This is a genomic window from Chloroflexota bacterium, assembly GCA_020850535.1.
Classification (GTDB): domain Bacteria; phylum Chloroflexota; class UBA6077; order UBA6077; family JACCZL01; genus JADZEM01.
This window is the reverse complement of sequence record JADZEM010000053.1, coordinates 18,419-40,582: the sequence shown is the minus strand read 5'-3', so window position 1 is coordinate 40,582 and position 22,164 is coordinate 18,419. Positions and strand designations below refer to the sequence as shown.

The following is a 22,164-nucleotide window of genomic DNA, read 5'->3' as shown; positions in this document are numbered from 1 at the left end:
TGCTGGAGTGGCTTGCCATGACCCAGGCGCGCAACGCCGCCGCCACACGATCTCACGCCCGCAGACGGCAGCGTAATCTCCTCGCACTCACCCTTACTTCACCATAATGCACGTCGTTGTAGTACTACTGCCTACTGCCTACTGCCTACTGCCTACTGCCTACTGCCTACTGCCTACCAGGAGGATCCCATGCAGTCGGTCCGCGCCAACCTTGGCGGGCCTGCTGGCGGCGGGAGCGTCGTTGCGAACTCCGCATCCGGCGGTCCGCTGGCGGCCCTGTCCGCCGCGCTCGACCGAGAATCGACCCTCGGCTACGTGCTGGTCGCTCCGGTCATCATCATCCTGGTCGGGCTGGTCGCGTACCCGCTGCTGTATGCCGTCCAGCTCAGCTTCATGGACAAGACCATCGGCGCGGACGGCAAGTTCGTCGGCCTGCAAACCATCGTGGGCCTTTGGGACAGCAACCTCTACCGCCAGACGCTCCGAAACACGATCGTTTTCACGGCGGCTGCCACCGTGATGAAGGTGGTCATCGGCTTCGGCGTGGCGCTGCTGATCAACGAGCAGTTCCCCGGCCGCAAGCTGGTGCGAGCGGCCATCCTGCTGCCGTGGATCGTGCCGACGGTCCTCTCGGGCATGGCCTGGCAGTGGATGTTCACCCCGAACTTCAGCGTCATCAACTGGATCCTGGTCAACAGTGGCCTGATGCGGACCGGCCTGCCCTGGCTCACGAACCCCGATCTGGCGCTCTTCTGCGTGGCGCTGATCAACGCCTGGCGCGCCATCCCGTTCTTCGGCATCACGCTGCTGGCGGGTCTTCAGACCATTCCCGCCGAGTTGTACGAGGCGAGTGCCATCGACGGGGCCGGCCGCTGGCAGCGGTTCCGCTTCGTGACGTTCCCCTTGATCCTCCCGATTCTCACCATCACCCTGGTGCTGTCCATCATCTGGACCTTCTCCGACTTCCAGGCGGTCTACGCCCTGACGCGCGGCGGGCCGGTCAACAGCACCCACGTGCTGGCGACGCTCAGCTTCCAGGTCGGCATGCAGGGCGGCAAGATCAGCGAAGGCGTGGCGATCTCCCTGACGATGCTGCCGTTGCTGTTGCTGCTGGTCGTCTTTCAGCTTCGACAGCTACGAAGGAGTGGCGGCGCATGAGCACCGTAGCCAGTTCCGTCCCCGGTCACGGCGCCGGCCGCATGGCGGGCACGCGCATCGTCGACCGCCTCGTGGCGCTGTACCTGCCGCTGCTGCTGGTGCTGGTCTTCCTGCTTGCGCCGTTCTACTGGATGCTGATCACGGCGATGAAGCCGAACTCCGAGCTGTACAACGGCGCGATCAGCCCGTTGCTGGTGTTCGAGCCGACGACGGAGCACTTCGAGTACCTCTGGTTCAAGACGGACTTCATCGTCTGGGCCTGGAACACGATGTTCGTGTCGATTGCCTCCACCGTCATCTCGATCTTCTTCGGGGTGCCGGCCGGCTACGCCCTGGCGCGGCTCCGCTTCCGGGGCGCGGACACCATCAGCCTCGGCGTCTTCACGACCTACCTCGTGCCGACCACCCTGCTCTTCATCCCGATGGTCCAGGTGATGAAGGTGCTCAACCTGCTCGACACCATCGTCGGGCTGGTGGTGGTCTACCCGACCTTCCTGCTGCCGTTCACGACCTGGCTGATGTCGGGCTACTTCAAGACGATCCCCGGTGAGCTGGAGGAGTGCGCCCGCATCGACGGGGCCAGCCGCATCATGGCGATGATCCGCATCGCCTTCCCGCTGGCCGCGCCGGGGATCGTGTCGGCGGGGATCTTCTGTTTCACGCTCTCCTGGAACGAGTTCATCTACGCGCTGACGTTGATTACGTCGAGCCAGGAGCGGACCATCCCGACGGGTGTGCTGGTACAGCTCACCCGCGCCGACTTCTACTTCTGGGGACCGCTGATGGCGGGCGCGCTGTGCGGCTCGATCCCGGTCGCGTTGATCTACTCGTTCTTCGTGGATCAGTACGCGGCCGGCCTGACGGCGGGCGCGGTCAAGGGATAGCCGCTCCGTTGCGCCCGGCCAGGGGGCGTCGTACACTCTGTCGACATCTGACAATGACGTGCGGACGCGCCTGTTCGGGCGCTCCGTCAGTCATCCTTCCAAGGACGGTATGCCGATGGTCGACACTCCCGCCCGCTCCGACGTGATGAATCTCGTGCTCGACTTCATGCAGATGGAGGAGTTCGCCAAAGACCCCTTCGTCATTCAGGAGGCGAGCGGTATTCGCTTACGCTCCACGGACGGCCGCGAGTACATCGACGGGCTGGCCGGCGTCTTCACCGTCAGTCTGGGGCACGGCAACCAGCGGATCATCGACGCCGTCACCGAGCAACTCAAATCGATTGCGTTCGCGCCGCCGCTGCACGGCACCAACCCGCAGGCCATCGAGCTGGCAAAGGAGCTGATCGAGTTCGCGCCGCCGGGAGTCAGCGCCGTCAAGTTCGTCTCGGGTGGCTCCGAGGCCACCGAGGCCGCGATGAAGCTGGCCCGCCAGTACCACGTCAACCGTGGGAACGCCCGCAAGTACAAGATCGTCGCCAAGTACGGCGCCTACCACGGCGCGACGATGGGCGCGCTCTCGGCCGGCGGCGGCTGGGAGCGCAAGTCGGTCTTCGAGCCGCTGCTCGGCCACATGCTCCACGTCCACCCGCCGTACTGCTTCCGCTGCCCGTACGGCTACCCCGGACCGGAGAACTGCGGCACCGTCTGCGCGGACATCGTCGAACGGACGATCCTCGCCGAGGATCCCGAGACGGTGGCTGCCATCATCATGGAGCCGATCTCGATCTCGTCGGCCGGCTTCGTCGTACCGCCGCCGTCCTTCTTCAAGATGCTCCGCGAGTACTGCGACCGCTACGACATCCTGCTGATCTTCGACGAGATCATCACCGGCTTCGGTCGGCTGGGAACCAACTTCGGGGCCGACTACTACGGCGTGGTGCCGGACCTGATCGCCTGCGGCAAGGGGATGTCCAGTGGCTACGCGCCGCTGGCCGCCGTGCTGATTCAGGAGAAGGTCAACCGCGAGTTCCTGGGCAAGCTTGAGGACCGCGTCGAGTTTCACCACGGCCACACGTTCGGCGGCAACCCGGTCGCCTGTGCGGCCGGACTGGCGGCGATCCGCCAGATCAAGGAAGAGAACCTCGTGGAGCACGCCCGCCAGATGGGCCTGCGGATGCGCGAGCGTCTGGAGGCGATGCGCGCCACCTACCCGATGATCGGCGAGGTGCGCGGGGCCGGCCTGCTCCAGGGCGTCGAGATCGTGGCGGACCGTGACACGCGCCGCCCGTACACTCCGGATGTGAAGCCGGGGAAGATGATCGAGCGTGCGGCCCGCGAGCGCGGTCTGATCTTCCGCACGGCGACCGACTACGTGGCGTTCTCGCCGCCGCTGGTCTCGACGCCCGCCGACATCGACGAGATGTGCGACATCCTCGACCAGTCGCTAGCCGAGGTCGCGGAACTGCTGCCCAGGCAGTAGACGGCCACTCCGCGGAGCAAGATCCAGCACGGGTTGGGCATCGGCGATGCCCAACCCGTTTTCGTGCCGTTCGCAGCGCCACCGCGCACGGATTCGCTTCTCCTGTCAGGGTAGCGTCAGATTTCCGTTCGCACGGGCAAGAGCCATCACGCCACTTGCGGGGCCATCGTTCGGACTCTTCAGAGCACGATTGCGAGCGGCCGATTCGGTGGCGGTCGATCAGCCTCCCAATGCGCGTCTCGGGCCGACGATTCGGCGGTCGGCCCAGGTCTCTGCTGTGGGGAACGCGCTGAGACATATGTCCCAGCGCGCTCCCACGCTGGTCGATCGCTTTTCGCTGGGAGTATTCGATATGCGCCTGCTCGCCAATCGTGGCATCCGCACCAAACTCTCGCTGATGGTCGCGGCCCCGCTGCTCGGATTCATCGGCCTGTTGATCGTAGCCCTGGTCGCGCGCGTCCAGCTTGTGCAGGAGATGCGATCTGTCCAGCAGGTCGCGCAGTTCGCGGTCAGTGTGAGTCCCGTCGTCCACGAGCTGCAGCGCGAGCGTGGCATGACCAGCGGCTTCCTGGGCAGCAAGGGCGCCAACTTCCGCGCCGAGCTGGCCGCGCAGCGCGCGACCGTCGATCAGCGCATCGGGGAGTTCCGAAGCGCGCCCGCCATCACCGCCATCGCCAAGAGCAACCAGCGCTTTGACGAGGGGCTTCGCCAGTCGCTGACGCAGATCGATGGCCTCAAGGCCCACCGAGCCGCCGTGGACGGCATGAACATCCCGGCGGGCGATGCGCTGAACTACTACACCAACCTGATCGAGCAGATGCTGGCGACGCTCTCGAACGGCGCGGAGGGCATCACCGAACCGGAGATCGCTCAGCAATTGCTGGCGTTCACCAGTTTCATGCGGGCCAAGGAGCAGGCCGGCATCGAGCGCGCCACCCTCAACAACGCCTTCGCGGCGGATCGCTTTCTGGACGGATTCCTCGAGCGCGCCGTGGCGGTCTCGACCAGCCACAACCTCTACCTGAAGCTCTACCAGACCTATGCCACGCCGGCGCACCGCCAGTTGCTGGCGGCGAAGGTCGTCGGTCCGGACGTGGACGAAGTCGCGAAGCTGCGGACGCAGGCGATGTCGCGGGCGTTCGAGCCGTCGTTGGGGGGCGTCGATCCGCAGCGCTGGTTTGCTGCCAGCACGGCCCGCATCGACCTGTTCAAGGTGGTTGAAGACGGACTGGCGACCGACCTCCTGAACCACGCCGCGAGCCTCGAGCGCGACGCCTTGTCGAGCCTGGTGCAGTTGGCGGTGATCGGGCTCGTGCTGCTGGCCGTCACCCTGGCGTTCGTCCACACTATTGGCTCCAATGTCCGCAACGCCGTCCACGACGTGCAGAGGCAGCTCACCGAGCTGGCCGACCAGAGTGCGAGCTGGCTGGCCGGGGCGCTCCACCGGCTCGCCACGGGTGACCTGACCGAGCGGGACCAGCCGACCCTGGCGCGGCTGGCGGCCACATCGCGCGACGAGCTGGGCCAGATGGCGGCCACGGCGAACAGCCTGCACGACCGCATGTCCGAGACGATGGAGAGCTTCGAGCAGGCCCGCCACGACCTGACCGGCATCATCGCCGAGATCCGCCGCACGGCAGAAGAGGTGGCGACGGCCAGCCACCACCTGGGCGACGCATCCGAGCAGTCCAGCCACGCGATCCATCAAGTCGCCGTGGCCATGCAGAACATCGCCGAGGGCAGCGTCGAGACGAGCCGCTCCACCCAGACGGCCAGCGCCGCCCTCAACGGACTGTCGGACACCGTCGAGAGCGTGAACGACGCCACCTCGGCCCAGGCGCAGGCGATCCATACGGTGACTGCGGCCACCGTGCAGATCGCCGAGCATGCCCACCGCGTGGGCGACATGGCCCACAGCATCAGCGAGGACAGCCAGCAGACGGTGGTGTCCCTGGGCCACGGCGGCGAGGCCGTCCGCGAGATCGCGCAGGCGATGGCGAACATCCGTGCCGTACACGATCAGACGGCTCACCACGTCGAGCTGCTCGGGCAGCTCGGCGAGCGCATCGAGACGGTTGTGGAGACCATTGAAGACATCGCCGAGCAGACCAATCTCCTCGCCCTGAACGCCGCCATCGAAGCGGCCCGCGCGGGCGAGCAAGGACGCGGTTTCGCCATCGTCGCGGACGAGGTCCGCAAGCTGGCCGAGCGGTCGCGCCGCGAGACGCAGGCCATCGGTACGTTCGTCCACGAGATCCAGCAAGGCACGCGGCAGGCCGTCCAGGCGATGGCCTCCGGCGAGGGGACCATCGACGCCGGCGTCGAGCGCGTCGATCAGGCGCGGCTGGCCTTCTCACAGATCGAGCGGGTAGTTGCCTCAAGCTCGTCGCACATCGCCGACATCTCGTCGGCCGCCGAGGCGCTGGACGCCAGCTCACGGTCCGCGGCTGAAGCGATTGTGCGGGTCAACGACGGCGCTGAGGCCTGCCTCTCAGCGGCCAACCTGATGGTCGGCCAGAGCCACGAGGTCAATGCGTCGGTGGAGTCCATCGCGGCCGTCTCGGAGGAGAGCAGCGCGGCGGCCGAGGAAGTCTCGGCGACCGCCGAAGAGATGGCGACGCAGATTCAAGTCGGCAGCATGCAGTCCCAGAAGCTCGCGGAGTCAGCCGCCGAGCTGCGGGAGCTGGTGGCCGGCTTCCGGCTCGACGGCCACCAGAGCGCCGCGGCGACCTCTGAGCGACGCCCGGTGCGCCGGTCGGCGTAGGAAAGGCCCTCACTCCCCAGATCCTGGAAGGCCCTCACCCCCGGGTGAGGGCCTCCGTCTCAGCGTCAGGCCAGAATCTGGCTGGGGTGGGCCTCCGCGATGGCCAGCAGATCGTCTTCGAGCGACGCGCCGGCCGGCGACTCGACGATCCGTCCCAGCTCCTTGCCGCCGGCGGCGGCCCGCACGATGAACGTCGGGATGCGCTCGATCGCCAGTCGCTCACGCGTCGCCCGGTCGTCGCCCAGCAGCTCGACAGTCCAGCCGTGCAGCCGCTCGGCGATCGCGGCGAAGCGCGGAACCTCGCGCTTGCAGTCCTTGCACCAGGACGCCCCGACGATCTCGACGTGGGCGCTCGGGAGCAGCTCAGCAATACGGCGCAGGGTGAAGTGATTCGGGCGGTACCGCTCGTACTCGTGGACGGCGCCCAGCTCCTCGCGAGCATAGGTCACCAGCTTCGCGAAGTCCTTCATGATCGGTCCTCTCGGGGAGATCGGTCGGCTGGATCGGCCCAGCGCGCCGCTCCTGGATGTTCTACCCGGTCCAACGTTCGGGCCGGACGGCATATTCCGAACCGGGAATCTGTCGGCAAGATGATTCCTGAGCGCCCGTGTGGCATGGCATGATCGAACAAGAGCGGCCACTTGCCGAGCCGAATTCAGGCCGCGCGCACGAGGACAGCCGATGGACGACTTGCCGCCAATACTGGTGGATCTGCCCGAGCAGCTTGTAGGTGAGCGCGTGATCGTGCGTCCGTGGACGGACGCCGACAGCCGCATGCTCTGGGACGCCATCGACAACTCGCGGGACCACCTCGGGCCGTGGATGCCCTGGGTCGATGCCTACCGCAACCCTGATGATGCCATCGACTACACGCGCCGCGCACACGCTCGCTGGTTGCTGCGCGAAGACCTGGCGATGGCGATTGTGGATCGCAAGACGCGGCACGTCGTCGGGGGCAGCGGCATTCACCGCCTGAACTGGCCGTTCCGACTGTTCGAGATCGGCTACTGGGTGCGACAGGACGCTGAGGGCAACGGATACGTCCGCGAGACCGTTCAGTTGCTGACCCGCTTCGCCTTCGACGAGCTGGACGCGAACCGGGTCGAGATCAGGATGGACACCCGCAACACCCGCAGCCGTCGGGTGGCCGAACGCCTCGGCTTCGTGCTCGAAGGGACGCTGCGGCGGGCGCTGCCGGCCCCGGACGGCGAGCCGGCCGATCTCCACGTCTTCGCACTGCTGCCCGAGGAGTACGCCTCACTGGAATGGGCAACGCCGCCAGCCTGAGCGGCACGTCCTCCGCTACGGTGTCGTCGGGGCGGCCGGCTGCGCCTCGGCGACGGGCGTCGGCGCGAGGATGGGCGTCGGAGAGGGGATCGGCGTGGGGGCAGCGCGGATCGCGATCGTTGCGCGGGCCGGCTCGACCCGCTCCAGCGTGAAGCCCTGCGGCACAGCCACGCGTGGCTCAAGCTCGTGTCGTCCTACCCCCAGGCCGTTCAGCTCCAGGGCGACCCGGAAATCGCGTGGCGTCAACTGCTGAAGCGTCGGGGCCGGACCATTGATCGTCACATCGATGGGCGGGATGTCGCCAGCGATCTCGAGCCCTGCGCCCAACCCCTGAATGCTCGGGACCACGCGCAGCGTCTGTGAGACCGTCAGCGAGGTCACGCGGATCGTCAGGGAGACCGGCTGTGGCTGCAAGAGCGTCAGGCCGGTCGGCGGGACCACCTGAACGCGGCGCACGACGCTGTTCGACAGGTTCGAGACGTCGACCGGCTCGGTATCCACGAAACTGACGTTGGCGAGCGCCGCCGGGGACCCGACCACCGTGACCGTCGACGGCTCGACCTCGATGGGCTGGAGCAGGTAGCCGGCCGCCACCCGGCCCCGCACCACCGGCCGCACGCCGACTTCCTTGTAGCCCACCTGCTGCGCCACCGGCACCTCGACGTTGACCGTCGAGGGGTTCACCCGGACGGCGCGCACCTCCGCGCCGCGCGCGTCGAGCGGGCGCGGCGCGTAGGTTGCGTTCAGGCTGACCGTCAGGCCGTCCAGACGGATATCGACCAACACCGCGTCAACCCGCTGCACCGCGCTGGACGCTCCGGATACCGTCACGTTCTCGGGGGCGATGCGCGGCGTTGAGTAGGCGTAGCCAAACGGCACGTTGCCGAGGATGTTGAGCCGGACCGGCATGATCCGCTCGGTGACCTCCTCGACGACGACGTTGACCAGCGGCGGGACCGGATCGACTTGCCGCACACGGGGCTCGAGGGCCTCGACACGGACCGGGATCTCGTTGACCCCGGGGCTGGCGTTCGAGGCGTCGGCGGTCGCACGGAAGCTGCCGGGCCGCAACAGGCTCCACGACTCGTTCGGCATACGGACGCGGACCTGGATCTGTGGCTGCTCACTGACGACGACCAGCCCACTCGGCGCGCTGACCACCTCGACGGGGATCGCCAGCGCCGGGATGTCCGTCCGCTCGGGGTTCTGTTCGTTCTGCACGACGATCCACAGCGCACAGGCCAGCCCGAGCGCGATCAGCGCCCGACCAACGTCGAGCCGCAGCCGCAACCGCGAGGCCGGGGACGCGCTGGCAGTCGCCAATGGCTAGACCTTCACGCGGGGATCGTCGACCGGTGGGCCGCCACGGCCTTGCGGCCCGTCAACCTTTGGGTCGTGGGACGATGGCCCGTTCGAAGATGGGCCGTTGCGACCGCGCTGCCAGGGCAACTGGTCGCCGCCGGGCGGTCGGTAGAGGATGCCCAGCACCTTCCGGAGCTTCTCCTCGTCCAGGTTGCTCACGAGATGGCCGTTGTTGGCGATGGAGATACGGCCCGTCTCCTCCGACACGACCACCGCCAGCGCGTCCGACACCTCCGAGATGCCGATAGCCGCCCGGTGGCGCGTCCCGTAGTGGATCGGGCTGGCATGCACCTCGGCCAGTGGCAGGACACAGCCGGCCGCGCCCAGCCGCTCGCCCTGCACGATGACGGCGCCATCGTGGAGCGGCGAGTTCGGGAAGAAGACGTTCAGCATCAACTCGACGGAGAGCGTGCCATCAATCGGCACGCCGGTATTGACGTACTCGCCGAGGCGGGTGTCGCGCTCCAGCACGATCAGCGCGCCCCAGCGACGCTCGGAGAGCCGGCGCGCCGCGATGGACACCACGTCGATGACGTGGGCCGAGACGGTGAGCGTCGGCGAGTGCGGCAGCAGTCCGCCGGCCCGCCCAAGCTGTTCGAGCGCCCGCCTCAGCTCGGGTTGGAAGAGGATCGGGATCACGACGATCAGGGCCGGGATGCTGTTCCTGAGCAGCCAGTTCAGCATCGTCAGATTCAGCGCCCAGGCCAGGATGGTGACGACGATCAGCAAGGTGACGATGCCGCGCACCACCATGTTCGCGGTGGTGCCCTGGATCAGCGTCAGCAGCCAGTAGACGATCAGGCCGACGACAAGGATATCGACGACGCTGCGCCACTCCAGCAGCGCAACGGCTGTGACGACGGCATCGAGGAGTCCCTGCACCGCGAGCTACTCCTCAGCGCCCGGCGGCGCGCCAAGCAGCTCAACCAGCAGCGCCTTCTGCGCGTGCAGCCGGTTCTCTGCCTGATCGTAGACCAGTGAGGCCGGACCATCGATGACCGCGTCGGTGATCTCGTCGCCGCGATGGGCCGGCAGGCAGTGGAGCACCTTCGTGTTCGGGCCAGCGGCGCGGAGCAGGTCGTCGTTGACCTGGTACTCTCGGAAGATGGGGCGGCGCTCGGCGGCCTCCTCTTCCTGGCCCATGCTGTACCAGGTGTCGGTGTAGATGACGTCCGCGCCTCGGACGGCGGCGTACGGGTCGTCCATCACCGAGATCTCGGTGCCATCCTCTTCGGCCAGGGCCTCGGCCTGTCGCGTGACCTCCGCGGACGGCCGGTAGACCGGCGGCGTCGCGATCCGCACGTTGACGCCGAACTGCGGCGCGGCCAGCATCAGCGAGTGTGTGACGTTGTTCCCGTCGCCAACGTAGGCGAGCGTCAGCCCCTGGAGTTTGCCGAACGTCTCGGCCATCGTCTGGAGATCGGCCAACGCCTGGCACGGATGCTCCAGATCGGAGAGCGCATTCACGACTGGGATCGTCGCGTTCTCGGCAAGCGCCACGATGTCGTCGTGCTTGTACGTCCGAGCGACGATTGTCTGCACCATCCTCGACAATACGCGCGCGACGTCGGCCGGGGATTCACGCTGCCCCAGCCCGACCTCGGCCGGCGAGAGGTAAAGGCCTCGGCCGCCAAGCTGGCCCATCCCGACCTCGAAGGAGACGCGTGTCCGAAGCGATGGCTTCTGGAAGATCAGCGCCGCGACTTTGCCCGGCAGCAGCGGATGCGGTCGGCCGACCTTCAGATCGTGCTTCAAGCGAGCCGCCCGTTCGAGGACTGCGTGCAGTCGCGAACGGTCGAGATCGGCGATGCCGACAAAATGCTTCGGATACACCTGCTCTACCTCGTGGACGCTGGCGCCGCGCAACCGCCTTGCGGTGACGGCGGCGGAACGCCCTGAGACCACAGGTCGACGGCGGCGTCCGATGAGCCGAGTATAGCACGGTGTCCGACGGCAACCCTGACGATTCCGTCGTGGCGCGGCGGACCGGGCGGGCGTTGCTCAGGTGGCCACCAGGGCATCCTGCAGCGGCCACCCGAGCACGATTCAGCGGCGGCTACTCGGTGGCGGGAGCGCCACAGCCCCCCTGCTCGGCCATCGCCTGCATCGCCTGCTGGATCTCCTCGTCGGTCACGTCGCGCTGATGGGTGGCGATACTCCACACATGCCCGTACGGATCGACGAGCTGCCCGTAGCGGTCACCCCAGAACGTGTCGGCGACGGGCATGCGCGGCGTTGCGCCGGCCGCGACGGCCCGCTCCCACATGGCGTCGGCATCCGCGACGTACAGGTGGATGGACTGCGGCGAGCCGCCGAACTTCTTCGGGCCGAAGATCTGCCAGTCGGGGAACTCGTCGTTCAGCATCAGGCGAGAGTCGCCGATCTGAATGGTCGCGTGCATGATCTTGCCATCGGTGCCAGGCGCACGGTCGATCTCGACCGCCCCAAAGGCGCGCTCGTAGAAGGCAATGGCAGCCGGCGCGTCGTCGACCACCAGAGATGGCGTGATCGTCGAGAAGCCGGCCGGGATCGGCGCGACGGCCTGCATCACGCGCTCGCTGGTCATGGTCATAGCTGTTGCCTCTCCGCGTCGTCCGCCGGTCAGGCGGCAGAGGCCAGCATAGTACAGATGTTCGGATGCAGCTACAGGATCGCCGTCACGGCGTCGTCTCAGCTCCGCAGGGAAGCAGAGATCGCTACCGCGTCGTGCTGGTGCGCGGCGTCGGCGTCGGATTCGGAAAGAGCGTGTTGCCCGGCTTGGCGGCTGGGGCCGTGGTGGCGGCGGGCTTGGCGGCCGGTACGGTGGTGGCGACGGGACGGGCGGCCGTAGGAGCGATGGCTGGCGTCGCGAAGACGTTGCGCGGCGCGGCGGTCGGCGTCACACCGCGAACGATCCCCGTACCGGCCGTGGCGACGGCAGCCGGTGCGCGCGTGCCCGTCGGCGCGGCAGCGCGGATCGGCGGGGTGGGCGTTGGCGGCTCCTGCGGCGCAACCAGGCGCGGCCGGGCCGGCTGCTCGGCCGGGGCCACAGCGCGCTGCTGTGGCTGCGGCTGGAGCGGGATGGTGGGCAAGAGCTGGGCCGGGATCGGCGTCGGGAAGTCGGCGACCTGCGTCGGTCTGGCGGCGGCGCGCGTCGGCACGCTTGTGGGCAGGGCCGTCGGTGGCGGAACAGTCGGCTCGACGGGCACGGGCGTCGGCGCCACGACCACGGGCTGCTGCGCGGCAGTCTCGGCCGCCTCAGCCTCTTCGGCCGCCAGGGCCGCCTCGGCCCGATTCAGAACCACGGTGCTGCCCAGGCCCAGGCAGTAGAGGGCGGCAGCGGCCAGAAACAGCAGAATTGCCAGGACCGCGCCTATCCGCTGAACCTCGCTCAGGCGGTTGAACCAGCGGTCGGCGCGTGCCAGCGGCGACGGCAACGACGGCAGATCAAAGTCGAAGTCCAGGCGGTCGATGAGAGCGAAGGGATTGGGCACGATGGTCCGTCAGGGCCGCGCCCGGTCCCGAGAGGACGGGCCGGCCGGGGGTCGTCGCCGTGAATCGAGCCGTGCACCGGGCCGTTCGAGGCGCAGCCCGGCCGTGCGTGGGCAGTACGGCATGGTGGGCCGAACTATAGACCACGACCCCGGCGCAGGCCAACGCGGGCCGCTGCACGATCCGGTCACAATCGTCACGTCGGGCGTCAGCCCGCTACCGGGTCGGGGCGTCAGCGGTCCAGCACCTCGATCTGGCCGACCTGATCCGTGATCTCGCCGACGACGCTGGCCGCCAGCGTCCCGGCGGCGCGCAGTCGCCCGAGCAACTCCTCCAGACGATCCGGCGCAACGGCGATCAGCAGCCCGCCAGAGGTTTGCGCGTCGGCCAGCAGCAGGTGATCCAGCTCGGAGAGCGACGGATCGAACGCGACCATCGGGCTGACCGACTCAAGATTGCGGCGGCTGCCGCCCGGCATGATGCCGCGCTCGGCAAGCGCGCGTGTCCCCTCGATGAACGGCACCTGCCGCGCCCAGACTCGCGCTCCGGCGCCGCTGCCGCGCACCATCTCAGCCAGGTGCCCGAGCAGCCCGAACCCGGTGATGTCCGTTGCCCCATGCACGCCGACCGCCAGCATCGCTTCGGAGGCCGAGCGATTCAAAGTCGTCATGACCTCCAGCGCCCGCGCGACGATCTCGTCGTCGGCGACTTGCGCCTTGATCGCCGTGGTGATGACGCCAATGCCGAGCGGCTTCGTCAACACTAGCTGGTCACCCAGCTGCGCGCCGGCGTTCCGCACGATCCGGTCAGGGTGGACCGTGCCAAGCACGACCATGCCGTACTTCAGCTCGGGATCGTCCACGCTGTGCCCGCCGAGGATCGGGATGCCGGCCTCCGTCGCCTTGGCCGAGCCGCCGCGCAGGATGGCCTCCAGGTAGTGCAGCGGCAGCGCGCCGCGTGGGAAATTGACCACGTTCAGGGCAAAGATCGGCCGCCCGCCCATCGCGTACACATCGCTGATGGCGTTGGTAGCGGCGACCGCGCCGAACGCCTCAGGATCCTCGACGACGGGCGTGATGAAGTCGAGCGTGGCAACGAGCGCGAGATCGTCGCCGAGGCGGTATACGGCAGCGTCGTCAGAGGTGGCCGCACCCACCAGCACGCTCGGGTCGATCACCGGGGGCAGGTGACGCAGAACCTGCGCCAGCTCAGACGGGCTGAGCTTGCACGCTCAACCAGCGCCGTGACTGAAACCAGTCAGCCGAATGGACGGGTCCAGATCCATCGTCGCTACCCCCTTTCGTCCTGGCTGCTGCTCATTATGGGCGTTCGGGCCGTCAGCCTGTCGGCTCGCGAGTTTGGCGCGTTGGCGGAGTGTTCCCAACCGAACATCCCTGCGAGGAACCGCCAGCAGGGGCGCATCGTCATCTTGTACGACCCCCGCGCCACTGGTATGATCGCCTCACGTCTTGGAACGATCTGGTAGGTCCGAAGCCGGGCTCGCCACAGCGCCAGGGGACGAGCTTCACAGCGGTTGGAGACGTGGCGTGATCGGCACACAGCTCGGCCACTACAAGATTCTCAGTCAGCTTGGCCGGGGCGGCATGGCCTCGGTGTTCAAGGCCGAGCAGGCGGGCCTCGGGCGGCTCGTCGCCATCAAGATCCTGCAGCCATCGTTGGCCGCCGACGAGGTCATCGTCCAGCGGTTTCAGCAAGAGGCGCGGATCGCGGCGAACCTGCACCACGCCCACGTCGTGACGATCTACGACGTGGGCGAGGCGGACGGCGTCTACTACATCGCCATGCGCTTCATCGACGGCGAGAACCTCGGGCAGTTGTTGCGGCGCGAGGGTCCGCTGGAGCCGAACCGAGCGATGCGTATGCTCGACCAGGTCGCCGCCGCGCTCGACTTCGCGCACTCGCGCGGCGTGCTGCACCGCGACATCAAGCCCGCCAACGTGATGGTCGAGCCGGGCGACGTGCTGACGCTGACAGACTTCGGCATCGCCCGCGCTGGCGAATCGAGCCAGCTCACCGCGACACACATGGTGATCGGGACTCCCGAGTACATGTCGCCGGAGCAGGCGCGCGGCGACCCGGTCGACAAGCGCTCCGACATCTACGCGATGGGCGTCCTGATGTACGAAGCGCTCGGAGGCCGACCGCCGTTCAGCGCGGCCAGCACACCGTCGCTGCTCTATCTGCACGTCCACGAGCCGCCGCCGCCGCTCCACCAGATCCGGCCCGATCTGCCGCGCACCCTGAGCGACGTGGTGGTCAAGGCGCTGGCCAAGAATCCGGCCGACCGCTACGGCAGCGCCCAGGAGCTGGTCAGCGCCGCGAAGGCGGCCCTGGCGCAGCCCGTGCAGCCGCCACGGCCAGACCCCGGGCCGGCATTCGGCGCGACGGGCGCGCAGACCGTCTTCGATCCCAACGCCGGACGAAGCCGGACACCGATGCCAGCAGGCCCGACGCCCGGCACACCCATCCCGATGCCCGGCACGCCGGTGCCGCGGCAGCCGCGCGGTCCCGGGATGCCGCCAGGGCAGGGTACGCCGCCGGGTCAGGGGATGCCTCCTGGCGGGCCGGCCGTCCAGCCGGGAGGCTGGGGTCCGCAGGGTCAGCCGGCTCCTGGCTGGGCCGGGCCAGCCCGAGGCAACAGCACCAGCACCCTGACGCCACCGCCGATCTCCGCGCGCAGCGGGCCGTACCAGCCCGGCCCGATGCATGTCGCCGGCACTGTCAGCCTGCCGCCGAAGCGCTCGCCGCTCGTGATTCTCGGACCGATCATCGCGGCGCTCGCGCTGGTGGTCGTCGGCGGCTTCGTGCTGCTGCAATCGGGGCTGATCGGCGGGTCCAGCGCGACCACGGCAACGCCCACCGCCGTCGCCGCGAAGCCGGCGGCCGGCGCGACATCGACGACCGCGCCAGCGGCTCAGCCGGGGCTCACGCCGACGACGGCCCAGGCTGTTGCCGCCAAGCCCGCTGATGCGCCCACCGCAGCGCCCGCCGCGAAGCCAACGGAGAAGCCGGCCGAGAAGCCCACGGCCCCGGCCGCCACCAGCACGCCGGCCCCGCCACCCACTCCTGACGCGATGGCACGGGTGACGGCGGCCCAGGGTGCGGTTGCCGGCGGCGACCTCCCGAAGGCGATTGCCGAGTTGCGCGCGCTTCGGGACGATCCCGTCGTCAAGAACGACAAGGCCACGGCGGCGCTGGTGGATCAGACGCTGGCGCAGACCCACATCCTCTACGGGAGCCAGCTCCTCGAGCAGAACAAGCTCGACGAGAGCTATGCCCAGTTCGCCGAGGCGCTGAAGCTCGCCCCGAACGACAAGGAAGCCCTCGACGGCCAGAAGCGCGTGGTGCTCACCAAGAACTACGCCATCATGGAAGCGAACTGGGGCAAGGACGATGACGCGGGGATCAAGGCCCTGGAAGAGAATATGGTGCTGGACGCCAACTTCAAGGACACGCGCCAGAAGCTGTACGCCCTGCTGCTCGGCAAGGCCGACAACCTGCTGACGGCCGGCAACCGTGACGGCGCATTCCCGATCCTGATGCGGGCGCTCGACGTGCTGCCGGACGGCGGCGAGGCGCAGAAGCGGCTGGCGACCTACACGCCGACGCCACGGCCACAGCCACAACCCCAGCCGCAGCAGCCCCGACCGCAGCCGCAGCCGTACCAGCCTCAACCGCAGCCACAACCCCAGCCGCAGCAGCCGTTCCGTCCGTCCGGCTCGCCGGTCTAGCATCGATTTCGGTCGCGTGCGAGCCCTCGTGTCCTCTCCCCAGGGCGATTGCATGTTGATGTCGTCGTGCCGCCTCGTCGGAGCTTGAAAGCCCCGCCTACCGTCATTCAGTCGCTGCGCGACGCTCCAGTCGCACCAGTGCCGGCCGTTCCTGACGGCCGTCGCGCAGCGACTGAATGACGGTAGGCGGGGACTTCAGTCCCCGACCGACCGTTCCATGATGCTTCGGGTACACCAATGAACATGCAATCGCCCTCGTCCTCTCCCGCGAACCGTTTCTCGATTTGACCGTTTCACATCCGACAGGCGGACTGTCGCCCAACGGACAGTTCGCCTGCTCGGGTGGTTGCACACTGCTGTCAGGAGGCGTCCCATGTGGTCTCGACTGGCCCGAGCGACGGTTGCCACCGCGCTCGCGATCCTGCCTGCGCTCTCTCCGTTCACCAGCGTTCCGGCTTCGGCGGCCGGCTGGACCGCCGGCACCGCGCCGATCCTCGGACCGGCCGCGCAAGGTGACCCTTGCCCCGAGCCGAACGACTCGTTCCAGAACGCCTGCTATCTCGGCCCCAGCTCAGACGCGGCCGGCTACATCTCGTCCGCGAGGGACGTAGACGCCTACCGCATCGAAGTGCTGGACTTCAACACCGATGTCCACGTCGAGATGCCAGAGATGCCCGCCGCCTACGAGTTGTTCCTGGCCGACTGGAACGGCGACGAGATCGCCACATCCGCGCCCGGTGCGAACGGCGCCCAGGTCATCGACACGACGGTCAACATCCCGGGTGCGTACTACATCTTCGTCCACTCCAAGGCTGGCGGCTTCAGCCCGGGCCAGCCCTATCGCCTGTTCCGCTCGCTGACCTATCCTGGCTCCAAGATCCCGGACATCCTGTTCACCAGCGAGTTCCGCGAGGGCTCGAAGGCCGCGACGGAAGGCGACACCGAGTTCGCCACGCACAGCGAGGAAGGCGGCCGCTACACCATCAAGATGAAGATCCCTGGGACGCCCGAGGATCCATCGCAGGCGTGGTGGACGGGCTTCGGCCCCGAGGTCACCGACTTCACGATGACCATGGACGCCCGCGTTGCCAACCAGGTGGACGCTGGCTTCCGTGTCTTCTTCCGCCACGTGGACAACAACAACACCTACTCGCTGGCCGTCGATGCCAAGGACGGCAAAGTCCTGCTGATGAAGATCGTGAACGGCGAGACGACCGGCAACACCGGCTGGCAGGAGTCCAGCGCCGTGGACACCAGCGGCGGTGTAAACCGCGTCGTGGTCCGCTGCTTCCAGGACGAGATTCGCGTCAACGTCAACGGCGAGGACGTGTTCGACCTGAAGGACACCGCCATCGCCAAGGGGCGCATCGGCATCGGCGCGATCGCGTTCGGCCCGCCGCCGGTGGTGAGCTTCGACAACATCATCATCACGACGCCGACCGAGGGCTGACAACGTCGCAAGGCCGCCGACGTGGCGCAGGGGCTTGTCCCCCGCCCGATTCTGTGAGAGGTCGAGCGGGGGTCGCCCCACGGGTCGCTCAGCGCCCGTCGTCATCCCGACCCCATTCGGCAGGCTCAGGGCAAGCTACGCGAGGCACGACCACCACTCTGTCATCCCGACCGAAGCGAGGAACGAGCGAAGGGATCTTCCTTACGCCACCACGATGGGGAAGATCCCTCGACTGCGTTCGCAAGCTCACGTCGCTCGGGATGACGGTGACGGGAGCAGCCTCACGTCGCTCGGGATGACGAGGGAAGCATCGGCATGGGTCCACCCCGGTCGTTCACGACTGACAGACCACCAGGCTACGGCTGGTTGTAGGCTGGGGCGCGGCCATCGCCGCCGCCGGCCACCGTTGACAGCGTCAGGTCTCGGAAGACGACCGCCGTCTCATCCTCGTCGTCGGGGTTGCCCTCGCGGAGCAGCCGGACACCCGCGCCGCCCACGTCGGTCAGCACGTCGGCGGCGTAGAGGATCGGATCGTCGTTGAGGAGCAGCCAGAGCTCGCCGCCGCGCACCCGCAGCCCGAGCCGGTTCCAGTCGGTCGGCGTCGCCAGCCCGCCGATATCCGTCCGCGACGCGACGACGTTCATGTTGCCGTCGATCAGCGTGAAGACCTTCGCCTCGCCACTGGCGAGATTGACCGTGACGCCGGCCAGTTTGCCGGGCTGATTGCGAAGGTAGACCGTCACCTGCGCCCGCTGTGCGCCAGCTACCGCCTTGACGTCCATGGCGAGGTCGCCGTCGCCGATGCTCACGCCGCGCGCCGGCAGCGCCAGCTCAGCCGTCTCCGCCGACTCGACGCAGCGCCCGCCAACGGTGACCTTGAATCCCTCGTCCACCGCCTCCCCGTGCGACCGACCACCAAAGCACCGGCCGGACGGCAGGATGTCGGCGTTGGCGAGGCTGTTCTGGAAGACGCCACCGGTGACCTCTGGCGGCGTCGGCAGCGTAGGGTCGAAGGCGGCCGGCTTGGCGGCAGCGGCAGGCTTCTCCGCAGGCTTCGTCGCCGCCGGCTTCGGGGTAGGCGCGGGTTCCTGCGCGCCCGCCAGCGGCGGCGCGACGCTCATACCGGTCAGGATCGCAACGCCAAGGGCGACGGCGGCGGCCCTTGCCGAGCGCCGCAACAGTTCAACGTTCACAGGTAGCTCTCCCGGGCTCCGTCGCGGCCGTCAGACCGCCGCGCGGATGGTACCGCGGGAACGGGCGCGCCTGTCAGTGGGCGCACGGCGGCGTGACCGCGCCGGCGTGACCGTCAGGGACGCTACCGCCGATTGGCAAGGTACAGTCCCGCCAGGATCAGGCCGCCGCCCACCAGCTGCGACGGCCCTGGCCACTCGCCCAGCACGGGAATGGCCGAGACCATCGCGGCCACCGGCGCAATGAAGCTGAACATCGCCGCCCGCCCCGCGCCGATCTTCCGGATGCCAGCGTTCCACCAGATGTACGCCAGACAGGTCGATACCACCATCAGGTAGAGCAGCCCGATCCAGCCCCAGGCCGACATCTGGAGCAGCGGCGTGCGCGGCGGCTCCAGCAGCGCAAACGGCGTCAGCAGGGCCGTTCCGATCAGCAGCGCGTAGGCGCTCGACTCGCCCAGGTTGACCCGATCGGCCGTCATCCGCACGGCCACGTTGTAGCCGGCCCAGCAGAGCGACGAGCCGATCAGGATGACATCCCCGAACAGTCGCTGACCGCCGGCGCTCCAGGCCGCCAACTCGTTGAGGAGGATCGTCGCCAGCCCCGAAAACGCCAGCAACGCCCCGAACACCTGGTTGCGGCGCGCGCGCTCGCCCGCGAAGATCGACGCGAACGCCAGCGTGAACAGCGGGCTGAGGCCCTGGATCAGCGTCCCCTCGGCCGCGCCGGTCCACTGGAGGCCCACGGTCATCAGCGCGCCGAAGAGCGTCACGCCCAGCAGGCCCAGGATCAGCAACGCTCCCCAGGCGCGCCGGGCCGGCAGTCCGTGCGTCTGCCCGCGCCACCACAGCAGCGCGAGCAGCAGCAGCGCCCCCGAGCCGAACCGCAGGCAGGTCAGCGTCAGTGGCGGCAGCTCGGCCACGGCGAGACGGGTCGCCGTCGAGCCGACGCCCCAGCCGGCGGTCGCGCCGACCAGCGCGAGCACCGTCATCAGATCGGGCCGTGTCGACGGAGCGTGCACCGGCGCCGCGCTCATCGGGGCCACGTCGCCGGCACGGGTGTGAACCCGCCTATCGCGCGCAGGACGCCGTCAGCGCCGAATCGTCGCCTGAACTCAACCATGCTGAGCGGGAGGGTAGCACGCATCCCCCGAACACGGCTCGGGCGGCCCCAGGGCGATTGCACGTTCGGGGATGTTCCCGCAACGCCATGCGACGCGCAGTCGGGGGTTGAAACCCCCGCCTACAGTCATGCCGTCGCTGCGCGACGGACGCCGGGAACACCGTCGATGGGCGAGACGGGAGCGTCGCGAAGCGACTGCAGGATGGTAGGCGGGGCTTTCAAGCCCCGACACGCTGCACGACCCGCCCAACCTGCAATCGCCCTGCGGCAGGCCCGGACCGTATTGACACGCTCCCGAAACCGATGCTATAGCTACAGTACCAGTCAGCGTTAGCACTCTCAGCGGATGAGTGCTAACCTGCCACAGCGGCCGGCTGCTGCAGCGGCTCGCCGAGGTGTTCACTTGGAGCAGGACGCGTGGAGATCACGACCCGACGGCGGCGCATGCTCAAGCACGTGGTCGAGGAGTACGTCCGGTCGGCCACGCCGGTCTCGTCCGAGGTCATCGTGCGGCGCTATGAGCCGTCCGTCAGCTCGGCCACCGTCCGCAATGAGCTGTCGCAGCTCGAAGAGCTCGGGCTGATCTCCCATCCGCACACCTCGGCGGGCCGCGTCCCGACCGACGTGGGGTACCGCTTCTTCGTCGAGCACCTGATGGAGCACGAGGGGCCGCCGGCCGGCGAGCAGCGGATGATCCGCCACCAGTTCCACCAGGTCGAGCCGGACGTGGACCGCTGGGCGCATCTGGCATCCTCGGTCCTGGCGAACGCCGTGCAGTCGGCCGCCGTGGTCACGCCATTGACCTCCGCCCGGGCGCGGGTGCGCCGGGTGGCGCTGGTCTGGGTCCAGGACACCGTGGCGCTGGTGACGGTGCTGCTCCATTCCGGCGGCGTACGCCAGCAGGTGCTGCACCTGGAGCAGGCCTGCGACCGCGACGCCCTGGACCGGGTCGGCAACTATCTGACGGCCCTGCTCGACGACAAGGCTTCTGACGAGGTGAGCTTGCTCGCGGCGACCCTGGATGCGCCGGATCGGCAGGTCGAGCGGCAGGCTGCCGTGGCCGTCGCCCGCATCCTGGAGCACGCCGACGAGCTGGCGTTCGAGGACGTGTACTACGAGGGCCTCGGCCACATCCTCAGCCAGCCCGAGTTCACCTACAGCCAGAAAGCTGTCCCGCTGGTGCAGGTGCTGGAGCGCAGCCAGATGCTCGGGCAGCTGCTGTCGCAGGCGCTGCACGGCAGCGGTGTGCAGGTCATCATCGGCACCGAGCATCCGCTGGAAGAGATGCGCGAGACGAGCGCCGTGCTGGCCCGCTACGGCGCAGGCACGGACGTGCAGGGTGTGCTGTGCGTGCTCGGGCCGACTCGTATGGCGTACTGGCGGGCCGTGGCAATGGTCGGCTTCATCGGCGACCTGCTGGACCTGCTGGTCTCGGACGCCATCTCCAACGGCGACAAGCCGACCGGACGCACGGCCTCCGCAGCCGACGCCGCGACACGACCAACCGACCCGGACAACGGGCCGGATCACAGGAACTAGACGATGTCCACTGACCCGAACACGACCGACAGCGGTGCGCCTGACACGGCCCCGCAGGACGCCCTGGCCGCCGCTGAGGCGAAGATCGCCCAGCTCGAGCAGGAGCTGGCCGACGCCCGCGAGCGGGCCGACCGCTACCACTCGAACTGGCAGCGCTCCGCCGCCGACTTCCAGAACTGGAAGCGGCGCACCGACCAGGAGAAAGCCGACCTGAGCAAGCAGGCCGAGGGCGCGATGGCCCTGGAGCTGCTCCGCGTCATCGACGACTTCGAGCGGGCGTTCCAGGTGCTGCCCAGCGACTTCCGCACGTTCACCTGGATCGAGGGCGTCTACATGATCGGGCAGAAGCTGTTCGCGCTGATGCAGGCGCGCGGCCTGGCTCCGATCGACGCGCTCGGCCAGGAGTTCGACCCGTACCACCATGAGGCGGTCCTGCGCGACGAGGGCGCGGAGGGCAGCGACACGCTCGTGGTCGTGCAGGAGCTGCAGCGCGGGTACACCTTCCAGGAGCGCGTGTTGCGCCCCACGATGGTCAAGGTCGGGCCGCCGGCGGCGGCCACCGCATCCGCTCCGAATGGTGAGCCTGCCGATCCGAATGGTGAGCCTGCCGAAGGCGGCGAAACATCGGGAACCGACGACGCCCCTGTGGCATCATAATCAGTCGATGCAGCACGACGAGATGAGACGCGTCAGCGCACCGTCGC

At 68.5% G+C, this 22,164-nt stretch carries 18 protein-coding genes; 9 read left to right on the top strand and 9 right to left on the bottom strand.

Translation table 11 applies throughout. The features are described 5' to 3' along the window. Window positions 1–189 precede the first annotated feature (189 nt). The 4 genes from IT306_08170 to IT306_08155 all read left to right on the top strand — a co-directional run bounded on the left by IT306_08170 (window position 190) and on the right by IT306_08155 (window position 6,286). Window positions 190–1,158: a sugar ABC transporter permease gene (locus IT306_08170; protein MCC7368383.1), complete on the top strand. Its 969-nt coding sequence runs from the start codon at window positions 190–192 to the stop codon at window positions 1,156–1,158. Between the two features lie 41 nt (window positions 1,159–1,199). Continuing rightward, window positions 1,200–2,042, top strand: coding sequence for a carbohydrate ABC transporter permease (locus tag IT306_08165; protein MCC7368382.1), 843 nt, complete (start codon window positions 1,200–1,202; stop codon window positions 2,040–2,042). Between the two features lie 115 nt (window positions 2,043–2,157). Next, window positions 2,158–3,522 carry an aspartate aminotransferase family protein gene (locus IT306_08160; GenBank protein ID MCC7368381.1) on the top strand — a complete coding sequence of 455 codons (1,365 nt, stop codon included), beginning with the start codon at window positions 2,158–2,160 and terminating at the stop codon, window positions 3,520–3,522. Window positions 3,523–3,730: 208 nt separating this feature from the next. Continuing rightward, on the top strand, window positions 3,731–6,286 hold the full coding sequence (locus tag IT306_08155; protein MCC7368380.1) for a nitrate- and nitrite sensing domain-containing protein: 2,556 nt from the start codon (window positions 3,731–3,733) through the stop codon (window positions 6,284–6,286). A 65-nt stretch (window positions 6,287–6,351) separates the two neighbouring features. Here the strand turns inward: IT306_08155 and IT306_08150 are convergent, their stop codons facing one another. Further along, on the bottom strand, window positions 6,352–6,756 hold the full coding sequence (locus IT306_08150; protein MCC7368379.1) for a thioredoxin family protein: 405 nt from the start codon (window positions 6,754–6,756) through the stop codon (window positions 6,352–6,354). Between the two features lie 211 nt (window positions 6,757–6,967). Between IT306_08150 and IT306_08145 the strand changes: the two genes are divergently transcribed. Further along, a complete protein-coding gene (locus IT306_08145; protein MCC7368378.1) occupies window positions 6,968–7,573 on the top strand; it encodes a GNAT family N-acetyltransferase in 606 nt (201 codons plus the stop codon). A 15-nt stretch (window positions 7,574–7,588) separates the two neighbouring features. Here IT306_08145 and IT306_08140 read toward each other — a convergent pair whose 3' ends face one another. From IT306_08140 to selD, 6 genes are all read right to left on the bottom strand, one after another. Next, window positions 7,589–8,896: a hypothetical protein gene (locus tag IT306_08140; GenBank protein MCC7368377.1), complete on the bottom strand. Its 1,308-nt coding sequence runs from the start codon at window positions 8,894–8,896 to the stop codon at window positions 7,589–7,591. Window positions 8,897–8,899: 3 nt separating this feature from the next. After that, entirely contained in the window at window positions 8,900–9,778 is an 879-nt protein-coding gene (locus tag IT306_08135) for a TIGR00159 family protein (GenBank protein ID MCC7368376.1), read from the bottom strand. Window positions 9,779–9,823: 45 nt separating this feature from the next. Beyond that, window positions 9,824–10,768, bottom strand: a complete 945-nt coding sequence (argF, locus tag IT306_08130; GenBank protein ID MCC7368375.1) for an ornithine carbamoyltransferase — start codon at window positions 10,766–10,768, stop codon at window positions 9,824–9,826. A gap of 223 nt (window positions 10,769–10,991) precedes the next feature. Further along, window positions 10,992–11,483, bottom strand: coding sequence for a VOC family protein (locus IT306_08125; GenBank protein ID MCC7368374.1), 492 nt, complete (start codon window positions 11,481–11,483; stop codon window positions 10,992–10,994). 148 nt (window positions 11,484–11,631) lie between these two features. Beyond that, window positions 11,632–12,408, bottom strand: coding sequence for a hypothetical protein (locus tag IT306_08120; GenBank protein MCC7368373.1), 777 nt, complete (start codon window positions 12,406–12,408; stop codon window positions 11,632–11,634). Window positions 12,409–12,638: 230 nt separating this feature from the next. After that, window positions 12,639–13,691, bottom strand: a complete 1,053-nt coding sequence (gene selD, locus IT306_08115) for a selenide, water dikinase SelD (protein MCC7368372.1) — start codon at window positions 13,689–13,691, stop codon at window positions 12,639–12,641. A 262-nt stretch (window positions 13,692–13,953) separates the two neighbouring features. On the opposite strand from selD, the gene IT306_08110 reads away from it, so the two are divergent. Continuing rightward, window positions 13,954–16,158: a protein kinase gene (locus IT306_08110; GenBank protein MCC7368371.1), complete on the top strand. Its 2,205-nt coding sequence runs from the start codon at window positions 13,954–13,956 to the stop codon at window positions 16,156–16,158. A 373-nt stretch (window positions 16,159–16,531) separates the two neighbouring features. Then, window positions 16,532–17,608 (top strand): hypothetical protein, encoded by a 1,077-nt coding sequence (locus tag IT306_08105; protein ID MCC7368370.1) that lies wholly within the window; start codon window positions 16,532–16,534, stop codon window positions 17,606–17,608. Window positions 17,609–17,964: 356 nt separating this feature from the next. On the opposite strand, the gene IT306_08100 is transcribed toward IT306_08105, so the two are convergent. Together IT306_08100 and IT306_08095 are read right to left on the bottom strand one after the other, a co-directional pair. Further along, complete coding sequence (locus IT306_08100; protein ID MCC7368369.1) at window positions 17,965–18,801, bottom strand: hypothetical protein; 837 nt, start codon at window positions 18,799–18,801, stop codon at window positions 17,965–17,967. Between the two features lie 122 nt (window positions 18,802–18,923). Then, window positions 18,924–19,820 (bottom strand): DMT family transporter, encoded by an 897-nt coding sequence (locus tag IT306_08095; protein ID MCC7368368.1) that lies wholly within the window; start codon window positions 19,818–19,820, stop codon window positions 18,924–18,926. Window positions 19,821–20,338: 518 nt separating this feature from the next. Here IT306_08095 and hrcA point away from each other — a divergent pair. Both hrcA and IT306_08085 read left to right on the top strand, forming a co-directional pair. Continuing rightward, entirely contained in the window at window positions 20,339–21,460 is a 1,122-nt protein-coding gene (gene hrcA, locus IT306_08090) for a heat-inducible transcription repressor HrcA (protein MCC7368367.1), read from the top strand. Between the two features lie 3 nt (window positions 21,461–21,463). After that, window positions 21,464–22,117 carry a nucleotide exchange factor GrpE gene (locus IT306_08085; GenBank protein MCC7368366.1) on the top strand — a complete coding sequence of 218 codons (654 nt, stop codon included), beginning with the start codon at window positions 21,464–21,466 and terminating at the stop codon, window positions 22,115–22,117. Window positions 22,118–22,164 lie beyond the last annotated feature (47 nt).